The sequence below is a fragment of the Microcoleus sp. AT3-A2 genome (genome assembly GCF_036705685.1).
In the GTDB taxonomy this organism is placed as follows: domain Bacteria; phylum Cyanobacteriota; class Cyanobacteriia; order Cyanobacteriales; family Microcoleaceae; genus Microcoleus.
In genome coordinates this window covers 1-9,198 of the sequence record NZ_JAUBVF010000106.1, presented here as the reverse complement: position 1 = coordinate 9,198, position 9,198 = coordinate 1, and the positions used below count along the sequence as shown (strand labels likewise).

Annotated in this window: 10 protein-coding genes; 9 read left to right on the top strand and 1 reads right to left on the bottom strand. The window is 45.6% G+C overall.

Annotation, left to right across the window (positions count from 1 at the left end; all coding sequences use genetic code 11):
• The first annotated feature begins 232 nt into the window (after positions 1 to 232).
• On the top strand, positions 233 to 883 hold the full coding sequence (locus QUB37_RS28705; protein WP_333168561.1) for a hypothetical protein: 651 nt from the start codon (positions 233 to 235) through the stop codon (positions 881 to 883).
• Between the two features lie 9 nt (positions 884 to 892).
• Here the strand turns inward: QUB37_RS28705 and QUB37_RS28700 are convergent, their stop codons facing one another.
• On the bottom strand, positions 893 to 2,470 hold the full coding sequence (locus tag QUB37_RS28700) for a hypothetical protein (RefSeq protein ID WP_333168560.1): 1,578 nt from the start codon (positions 2,468 to 2,470) through the stop codon (positions 893 to 895).
• A 387-nt stretch (positions 2,471 to 2,857) separates the two neighbouring features.
• Between QUB37_RS28700 and QUB37_RS28695 the strand changes: the two genes are divergently transcribed.
• The 8 genes from QUB37_RS28695 (at position 2,858) to QUB37_RS28660 (ending at position 9,129) form a co-directional block, all read left to right on the top strand.
• Positions 2,858 to 3,484 carry a hypothetical protein gene (locus QUB37_RS28695; RefSeq protein WP_333168559.1) on the top strand — a complete coding sequence of 209 codons (627 nt, stop codon included), beginning with the start codon at positions 2,858 to 2,860 and terminating at the stop codon, positions 3,482 to 3,484.
• 324 nt (positions 3,485 to 3,808) lie between these two features.
• Positions 3,809 to 4,570: a ParA family protein gene (locus QUB37_RS28690; RefSeq protein ID WP_333168558.1), complete on the top strand. Its 762-nt coding sequence runs from the start codon at positions 3,809 to 3,811 to the stop codon at positions 4,568 to 4,570.
• Entirely contained in the window at positions 4,560 to 5,486 is a 927-nt protein-coding gene (locus QUB37_RS28685) for a ParB/RepB/Spo0J family partition protein (protein WP_333168557.1), read from the top strand. Before QUB37_RS28690 ends, QUB37_RS28685 begins: the two co-directional genes overlap by 11 nt.
• 76 nt (positions 5,487 to 5,562) lie before the next feature.
• Positions 5,563 to 5,832 carry a hypothetical protein gene (locus QUB37_RS28680; RefSeq protein ID WP_333168556.1) on the top strand — a complete coding sequence of 90 codons (270 nt, stop codon included), beginning with the start codon at positions 5,563 to 5,565 and terminating at the stop codon, positions 5,830 to 5,832.
• Between the two features lie 289 nt (positions 5,833 to 6,121).
• The gene (locus QUB37_RS28675; protein WP_333168555.1) at positions 6,122 to 6,685 is read left to right on the top strand and encodes a hypothetical protein; all 564 of its coding nucleotides are present in this window, start codon (positions 6,122 to 6,124) and stop codon (positions 6,683 to 6,685) included.
• Positions 6,682 to 7,761 (top strand): hybrid sensor histidine kinase/response regulator, encoded by a 1,080-nt coding sequence (locus QUB37_RS28670; protein WP_333168554.1) that lies wholly within the window; start codon positions 6,682 to 6,684, stop codon positions 7,759 to 7,761. The genes QUB37_RS28675 and QUB37_RS28670 overlap by 4 nt, the downstream gene beginning before the upstream one ends.
• Positions 7,762 to 7,855: 94 nt before the next feature.
• A complete protein-coding gene (locus tag QUB37_RS28665; RefSeq protein ID WP_333168553.1) occupies positions 7,856 to 8,590 on the top strand; it encodes a response regulator transcription factor in 735 nt (244 codons plus the stop codon).
• A 95-nt stretch (positions 8,591 to 8,685) separates the two neighbouring features.
• Positions 8,686 to 9,129, top strand: a complete 444-nt coding sequence (locus QUB37_RS28660) for a XamI family restriction endonuclease (RefSeq protein WP_333168552.1) — start codon at positions 8,686 to 8,688, stop codon at positions 9,127 to 9,129.
• The last annotated feature ends 69 nt before the right edge of the window (positions 9,130 to 9,198 follow it).

Genomic DNA, 9,198 nt, shown 5'->3' with positions numbered 1-9,198 from the left:
TTGAATGGCTTAATTGGAAATCAGAGACAAGCTGCATGAGTATAATTACTCACTACAAAAGTGACATACTCCCGATCATATTGGAGGTATAATTGACTTACTTTCAAATAAAGATATCAAAATTCACAACGTACATCTAAACCCTGATGCAATTAAGGAAAGTAATATTTGGCGAGTTTTACGCATTGCTTTAAAAGACGCACGCCAACGGGGAACTAAAGTTTCATCAGAATTGACAACAACAAAAACTGGGAGTTTAAACATTGGTTCAGTTAATATCGAAGTCCTTGCACCAACACCTGAATTAATTTTAGGTGGTGCTGGAGGAACAGATTTACAGGGACGGAGATTAACGTCTAACTCAATATCAGCAGTTATCGGCATAGTTCACGATTCTCACCGAGTCGCTATACTAGCAGCAGATATTGACAATGTAGGATTTGACAATCTGATTCAAGACCCAAAAAGTTTTAGTGCTGACATACTTATTTTTCCTCATCATGGTGGAAGATCCGGTGGTGGAGATAGCAAAACATTTGCCCAGCAAGTTTGTAGTTTCATCCAACCAAAACTAATCATATTCTCAATTGATCGTAATCGCTTTAGCAATAATCCCCGTGCAGAAATAATAGAAGGATTGCGTTCTTCTGTGCCAGATGCTCATATTTTATGCACCCAATTATCTCAACAATGTGCTGCTAGTGTTCCTAGTTCAAAGCCTACACATTTAAATATTCTTCCTGCTAGAGGATTTATTAGTAATAGTTGTTGCGGAGGAACTATTGTTATCAAAATAGATGGTAGCAGGACGACTTATCCTGAGATTACTTTACATAAAGAATTTGTTAATCAAGTAACTAGCCCAATATGTCGAAAGTTTTGACTCTTCATTTCAGTGCTGAAAACTACTTTGACTATCTGATTCCGATCGCTCCCAATCCCTACTCCTCCCCTCTATCCTATCTAGCTCATCTGCCACCACTGCCCAAAAATCAATATCTTCAGAGGAAATCCCCTGAGCTAAAACCAAATCTTCTCCACGAACCTTGATTAACTCCCCTCGCGCAAAAACAGTCAGAGAAGACACCGAAACCCCCTCCGACTCTTCCACGATCAGATCGTACAAATCTCCTACCCAAACGCGAGTGTACTCATCAGTCTCTTCCACGCGATCGCGTGCATAATTGAGTAAATACTCAAAAGCTCTTTGAACCGTTGGCAGAATAGACTCAGCCATTTTTACCTGCTGAATGTCCATTGTGACTGCTGGCAATACCGAATCAGCATTCAAATCGCCGACTTGCGGCTTCGGAATTATCGGCTCTAGCCATTTAGAGAACATGGCCAAATCCTCAGAGTTTTCTTTAACAGTTGCACTCAACTCCTCTGCATCGCCATAAGACAAAGCGCTTTGCACTTCACCCTCTAAAGTTATCCGCAGCACGATGTGGCTGTCTCGATCTGAAATCACCCTGATTGCGTCACCCTCCTCTAAAAATACTGTCCAATCTTCTATAATCTTGGATTTCCCCAGCTTCAACTGTTGATAGCCATCTAATAAAGCCCTAGATAGCAAATTCTCTAGCTCTAAGCGCTCTTCTTCTTCCAGCTTTACTACCTCTTCTGTAAACTGTTCTCGGACTCCCTCTTGACTTTCATTCTGATCTTTCAAAATAGCCGAATTGCTTAAAGCCAGAGGTACTATTAGTTCGCTAGAATCAGAGCGATCGCTCTTTAAATCTTGCTCCTGTATTTCAGCTAAAGCCCCCGCTTCTGTCGATCGCGAATCAGCGTCATCGCCCTCTGCTTCACTACCCAGCGTCCCAACTTGATTGTCACCATCTGCTTGCGAAAGCCAAACCAGCAAATTTTGTTTTGGTTGCCCATCTTGCCTATTTGAAGAGGATAATCCTTTAAGCTCAAGAACTCGGCGCTCCCAATCTTTGTTTAATTCGATGAAATTGGCTGCGTTAGTTTTTACCAAACTGATTTGAGCATAGGCATATTTCTCACCTGCCAAGGAGAGGGCAAAATCAATAGCAGCGAGGCAACCGTGATAGAAATCTTGAGTCTCGCCGATGCAGATGCAATCTTCTATATCGGGTTCGCAATGAGTTTCTCTTCCAATTTGTCTGAGTTGAGAAATAGAGCTAGTCGGCAACCTACAAATTGATAGCTTACAGTCGCCTCCTCCTGAATTTGAACTTAGATGTTGTTGGGGCGGATCATCTCCTCCATCATCGATAAAAGTTGCTATTTTAGCTTCTAAAAGGCTGAGTGTTTGTACCCCGCCTTCTTCATCTATTAACTTGACTGCCCGATCCAATCCTGCAAGCAATCCCTGATAAAAATCTTGGGTTTCTCCAGCTATCGATCGGTCAGTTGCTATCTTCTCAAAAAAAGCTAACCCTATTTGTTTTAACCTCAAAATATACTCAGGAGAAAATCTCTGCATCGTGCCTAAAAACATAAGCGTACCGCCACCTAAAAGCGCGTCGATCTTTTAGCCATCAACCTATCATGCGCTGTTGTCGTTCTCAGTAAGCCTTTAGTTGTAACTAACTTTAGTTCTCAAGGCATAGAACATTAAAGCGGTACTTGTTGTCTCAAAAAGTAGCGATCGCGAAAAAAAGCCGTCAAACAAATTCCTATTGCTATAGCTAGCTGAAATTAGAACAAACAACAACCCCTCGGACGATAGTTTCTGCATCTGAATGGCGTTTGAATAGTCCGCAAGATTAATATTGTCGATGACTTTTGAGGTGGGAAATTAGGAGGGACGGCGGATTTAGTTTACAGCCTTTAGCTTTTAGCTTAAATCAGTAACTTTTACTGTCAACAGGAGAACGGCGTTCCCATGCAGTTTGACCATCAACACAGCTCTCAACAGCCTGTATCGGCCGATCCGCTGCGGCACAGCAGGAGGCACATACTAGCATCCGTCCTATTGCTACTGGACAGCGATCGCGCTTTTGCCGACTGGTCTCTCCCCCAACTACCTCACGTCTCAGGATTTACCTACAAAGGAAATCGCTTTTTGGTAGCAACTCACAAAGAGGCTGAGCAAATAGTTTGGGGGTGGATCGAGCATAATTTATGGGCAGTAGCCAATACTGATGAAGATATTGACTTGCTGCTCCAGCACTTGCAAATTTCCCCATCTCTAGTTGAAGCATTTAATGGACAAGCTGCTATCAATTACCTTCGGACAGTTCATCCTAGAAAATTTTGCAAGCTTCTGTCCCCTGCCATAGCCAATCCCACCCAGTTCGTGCAAGCTCTGTTTGAGAACCGCAGCAGACCGGGATTGGTTAAACGCGCCATTTGTGAGTCAGCCCAGTTCTCGCCTCTGGCTTGGACAGAAGTGGAACGGGCCGGATATCTCATTTACTGCATTGTTAACCAACCAGAGGTACTTCCTGGCTCGCTCAAACTAACAATCAACTATCCTTATCCCTACAAGTCAATGAAAGAGAGAGCTTAGAAGTATTTAGCGTCACCGGCCAGCATTTATACCCGACCGCATTGCCGTTGTCTTTTACAGCAACGGCATGGTCGCTGTTGCCAATTGCCTTTTCGAGTGGGAAAAAATAAAAAAATTCCTAATGCGCCTTCAGAGATATCACTTTTATATGAGAGTATAACTATAGTTTTTCTACAAGACGGTCTGGGGATAGTGACGGTTCATGCCTAAAGCGCAGACATTCCCAAACTTCAACAAGAGTGCAAATATGCTTACAGTTTTAACCGCCGCCTCCTTTTGCACGCAGGATTGGAACAATGGCGGCACGCTACAGGAGGGCAACTCATGACAAAGATAATCTCGCTGTTCAACCAAGCAGGCGGTGTGGGGAAAACCACGATCGCGCTCAATCTCGGCTACCACCTCTCAAAGCGAGGCCGCAAGGTTCTTCTCATCGATATCGATCCTCAAGGTTCTCTGACGCTCTTCATGGGGGTTGACTCTCAGAATTTGGATAAAACTGTGTTTGATGCCATTGTCAATGAGGAGCCTATGCCCATCCACACGGGCATTCACGGTATGGATTTGGCTCCTACCAACATCAACCTCAGCGCGGCTGAAATTCAACTGGTTAACATGGATTTTCGGGAAGTTCGTCTCAAGGATGCGATCGCCCCAATTCAAGACAACTACGATTTTATCCTCATAGATTGCCCCCCCAGTTTAGGGCTTCTCAGCTACATCAGCCTGGTAGCCGCTACTCACGTCTTAGTCCCCGTTGAGACTCACTACAAAGCCTTTGAGGGTACCAACCTCCTGTTGCAAACAGTAGCGAGAATCAGAAAGAAAGGAAACCGCTCTTTGCAGATAGCTGGTTTTGTTCCCTCCCGCTATGCTGCTACCAACTCTCAGGACAAGCGGACTCTCAAGGCTATGAGCGAGCAGTTTACGACCTTCGGCCCCGTTTACGCCCCCATCCCGCGAATAACTGCTTTCGCGGATGCTTCCGAGAAACAAGTCCCGCTTGCTGTTTACGAACCTAAAAATCCCGTCGTCAAAATATTAGACCAGCTAGCAGCCAAGATGGAGAAACTCAATGTCAAGTAAGAATGACCAGCCCTATAAAGGTAAGGCAAATTTGAGCGTTTTATTTGGAGATGATGAAGTGGTAGAACCAACGGCAGAAAAACTGCTCTCGATTGAGTCGATAAAGCTTCCATCTTCTCAACCTCGCCGATACTTCGACTCCCAAACAATGCAGGCTTTGGTTCAGTCAGTAAAAACTGATGGAATTCTCCAACCTCTATTAGTCCGTCCTTTGGGAGATGAAAAATACGAGCTAGTAGCAGGCGAAAGGCGGTATAGAGCTGCTAGAGAAGTGGGGTTGACAGAAGTCCCTGCGATCGTTCGGGACTTGACCCAACAGCAAGCTCTGCGCGTCGCATTAGTTGAGAACCTCCAGCGGGAAGACCTCAACCCAGTCGAAGAAACGGAGGGTATCTTGCAACTGCTCTCCCATCACCTCGAATACGATCTAGAAGAGGTGGTGCGGCTGTTATACCGGATGCAAAATGACGCACAGAGGATGAATGATAACGTTATCATTCATCATGAAATGCAATTAGTCGTCAAGGTTTTTAGCGGATTGGGGCGGATGTCGTGGGAGTCTTTTGTCAGCAACAGACTGGGACTGCTGAAGCTGCCGACAGACATCCAAGAAGCGCTGCGCCGGGGTCAGATCGAGTACACTAAGGCGCGAGCGATCGCCCAAGTTAAAGACGAGCAGGCAAGAAAGTCGCTTCTCGAAGCCGCGATCGCTCTTAGCCTATCTTTAACTCAGATTAAAGAACGCATCGCGGATTTAAAGGCAGGTACTTCGGGAGAAGTACCGGAAGAAAATCTGAAAACCAAAATAAAGGGAGCTTTAACAAAAGCGAACAAGTCCAAAGCTTGGAGCGATCCGAAGAAGCAGAAGCGCCTCCAAAAAATCCTAACAGAGCTAGAATCCCTCTTAGCAGATTAGAAAAAGCAAGGACGATCGCGCATCCACACAATCCCTAGAACCGGAGTCGAGGCAAAAAAATTAATAATTGAAGGGGATGGTTGTACCCATTCACAAGCAGAAGCGAGAAGACAATTATAATGAATCAAATATTCGGCTTCTAGCTTCTGCCTTCAGAGTTCGCTTGAAGGCTCTCTTCAGACTTGGTTTTGTAAGACCCAGAAGCAATCTTTCAGCAGCTCGTTATACCAACCGGACTCCTGAGAAACAGATCGTTATTTTGGTGGTTTTCTGGCTTAACTCGCGATCGCGCGGCGTGCTGGGTTTGGTATTATTTCTGCGCTCGCTGTTCGGAGTTAAAGTTTAAATTTTTGTTAAAAATGCCCTGTCAAGCGAGAAGACGGGAACTTTTGGCGATCGGTCCGATACAGGCGATCGCGCGCGCCGAACGGAACAATTATTGTAAAAAGACTCGGGGAACAATAATTCTCCAACAGTGTCAATGAATGAGTAATCAGCTTGCCGGCAGTGAATGAGAAATCAGCTTTTAGGTAGAATTCACTCGAGTTTGGCAGTTGATAGATTGGAGGTCTAGAATTTAGAGATGAAACAGAAAAACGCCAACTCAAGCGAAGTGCAAGCGAAAGTTGACTGCCATGCCACAAACTAACACTCTTTCAAACCGCAGCCGACTTTCACCGCCGGCAAACTCTCAAACCCAGTCAGAATATTTTTTGGAAGATTTTCAAAAGTCATTGAATGCTTTGGCTTGTGCCTGGAACAAGTATCAGCCAAACGATGCGCTATCGAAGGACAGAAAACAAGACTTAGATTGGCTTGAATCAACGCTGCAAGAATACAAAATTTCCATCCAAACTTCAGCTAGCAGGCAAGAGTTTTGCAAAGGTTGCAAGGATGGCAAACAAAGCAGGAGAACAATTTCTGACTTCAGCTCGCCTTGCGCTACACGAACCTTGTTCAAAGCGCTCGCGAATCCAAAAAATGCTCAAATATACGAGCTGGGGTTTCAAGTAGGATGGCGGTACGTTCGACTCAAGGACTACTTGCTGCGAATCAGAAAGCAGCGAAAGTTGGAAGAATCCAAGCAGGATCAAGATTATCGACAATTTTTAAGTTTTATCCGCCAAAAGGCTGATTCAGAAGATATGGACTCGTTCGTAAGTTTTGGATGGAGGCGGGAGAAAAAGCCAGGACAATGAGAGATAAACCCAGTAAAATCTTGGCGGTTGACGATACAACTGACAACTTATTTATCATGCAGGCTATCCTCTCTGAAGAAGGCTATTGCGTCAGCACGAGTTCCAGTGGACTTGATGCTTTAGAAGCGGTTGAGGAGTCGCCACCGGATTTACTGCTATTGGATGTAATGATGCCAGAAGTAGACGGTTACGAAGTGACTTACAGAATTCGCTCAAATCCTCAACTTCCCTTTATCCCGATCTTGTTAATTGCAGATGATAACTCAATGACCGTAGCAGATGGACTCGACTTGGGCGCAGACGATTTCGTTTGCAAGCCCATCCAGGTAAATGAGTTGCTGGCTCGTGTCCGCAGCCTCCTCCGGCTCAAACACAGTATAGATGCGATGCAGGAAGTGACCAAGGCGCGAGAGGATTTTGTGTCTCGTCTCACCCACGACTTGCGGATTCCCCTTGTTGCCGCTGATAGAATGCTGGCCCTACTCCAACGAGGAAAATTCGGCGAACTGCCCCTTCAAGCGGTAGAGGCGATCGCCACCATCGGCAGCAGCAACCAAAATTTGCTTTCCTTAGTCAATACTTTACTGGAGGTTCACCGATTTGAATCGGGTTGCAAGACTCTCGCGATCGCCCCCTTTGACCTCAAAAAACTCGTCAAAGAAGTTGTCAAGGAACTGGAAGCTGTGGCTATTGACAAAGGACTTGTCCTAACCTGCGAAGAGCCAGACTCGCAACCGCTGCGGATTGAGGGCGATCGCCTGGAACTCCGCCGAGTCATCACCAACTTAGTCGGAAATGCCATTAAATTCACCGATTTTGGTTGTGTCAAAATCGTTGTCCGTCCAGATGCCGATTCGGTAAGCATTAGCGTAGAAGACACCGGCCCCGGCATCAGAATCTCAGAACAAGCCGCGCTGTTTGAACGATTCCGCACCGGAAACCATGCCGGAGCAGGTTGCGGCCTGGGGCTGCACTTGTCTCGCCGGATTGTAGAAGCCCACTCTGGCAGTATTGACGTGGCATCAACGGTGGGTCAAGGCAGCACATTTACTGTACGGCTCCCCATCTCGCTCTAAAAGTCTTGTTTGGATACAAAAGAGCGCATAGGTTCTACCTTGGGCACACCCGTGTTACTGAATTACAATTGTCCTTTTTTTGAATAAACCAACCATGAATAAAATTAGCGTTGCCTTAATTGAAGACCATCACTTGACAAGAGCCGGAATCAAAGCCGCTTTAGAAGACTGCGAAGAACTCCAATTTATCGGAGAAGCAGCTAACGGCCTGCAAGGGATAACTTTACTGGAGAAAACCCGGCCTGACGTAGCGATCGTCGATATCGGACTGCCGGGGTTGGTAGACGGGATTGAACTAACAAAAAGGTTCAAAGATTACATAAAAAATCCCGAAACCAACAGCGTGGATAACCAACCGAAAGTGTTGATTTTGACGATGCAGGATAACGAAGAATCGGTGCTGGCAGCTTTTGCAGCGGGTGCTGACTCTTACTGCATGAAAGATGTCAGTTTTGAAAAGTTAGTGGAAGCTGTTGTTGAGACAAATGCTGGTGAAAACTGGATCGATTCTTCAATTGCTAGAATCGTTTTGGCTCGCATGAATAACCCTTTCAAGGAAGCTGTCAACAAAGCCGCCATCTCCACTGTGTCAATCAATGGAGTCGATCCAGAGTACAGCCAGTCATTAATGGCGAATCCTTTAACAGAACGAGAAAAAGAGGTTATAGAGTTGATTGTCGAAGGGTGCAGCAATGAGGAAATCTGCAAGCAGCTATACATTTCCCTCGGTACTGTGAAAACTCACGTGCGTAACATCCTCAATAAGCTGTCTTGCGACGATCGCACTCAAGCTGCTGTCAGAGCTCTTCGCGCGGGTTTAGTTGACTAAATCCGCTTCAAGAGCAACCGCTTGGTGGATAATACAACAGAGAGGTTCCAGCAATCTAAGCTATCTAGGCGAGGGTCGCGATTAGAGGAGATGCAGTGCCAGTTAATGCCGACAAACCACACTTGTGGAAACCCGATATTGCCCTGTCGGTAGACTTTTACAACAATTGGTTCATGCTGTTCGCTCCAAAAGCCTACCGCGACACTCGCATTGTTACAACTCAACAAGTTAAATCCGCCCTAGCAGAGACAGCCAATCTGAGCAACATCACGTCCGCCCTGCTGCGACAGCATCCAGAGGTTTTGCCCATTTTACGCATGGCGGCAGCGCCGCCAATTGCGCGAGATCGCCTGATCGGTTTAGCAGGAGTATCGCCAAACCTGGTCAAAAATATGGAAGAGAAACAGCGAATTCCGCCCCGGGCAGACATTGCAACTCTGGATGCTGAACTCACAAAAATTAGTCAAATTATTGCACGGCTGCTCGACAAAGATATTTTTCCTTGGCTAGAAAGCGGACATCAACCGACTGATAAGTAGTCAGACACAATTAATTACACAAATACATAGTAGAATGATATTTCCGGCAAAATTATGAGTTAATTACAG